Genomic DNA, 252 nt, shown 5'->3' with positions numbered 1-252 from the left:
GCCGTGGGGATGCCGCCCGCCAGGGGCTCGGTGGGCAGGCGGCAGAGCGTCTTGCCCTTGATCGCCTGCCAGTCCAACGTCTGGCCATCGGGCGAGAGGGCGATGCCATCGGCGGCGAACTCGACGCCGCGCCCGTCCGGGCGCCGCAGGGGCTTGCCGTCATAGGTCACGGTCACGCTCTTGTCCGGTTGCGTCGAGGGGTCGCCGTCGAGCACCCGGTGGGCCCGGCCGCTGTCGAGGTCGACCACCACC

Annotated in this window: 1 protein-coding gene; it reads right to left on the bottom strand. The window is 73.4% G+C overall.

What is annotated here, in order from left to right:
- Positions 1-252 (bottom strand): hypothetical protein (locus tag CVH10_RS22685; RefSeq protein ID WP_219925025.1); only part of this gene is annotated, 252 nt, incomplete at both ends.

The organism is Halomonas sp. ND22Bw (assembly GCF_003011945.1).
Lineage (GTDB): Bacteria > Pseudomonadota > Gammaproteobacteria > Pseudomonadales > Halomonadaceae > Halomonas > Halomonas halophila.
The sequence above is the reverse complement of the archived record's forward strand: the minus strand, read 5'-3'. Positions and strand labels throughout refer to the sequence as shown.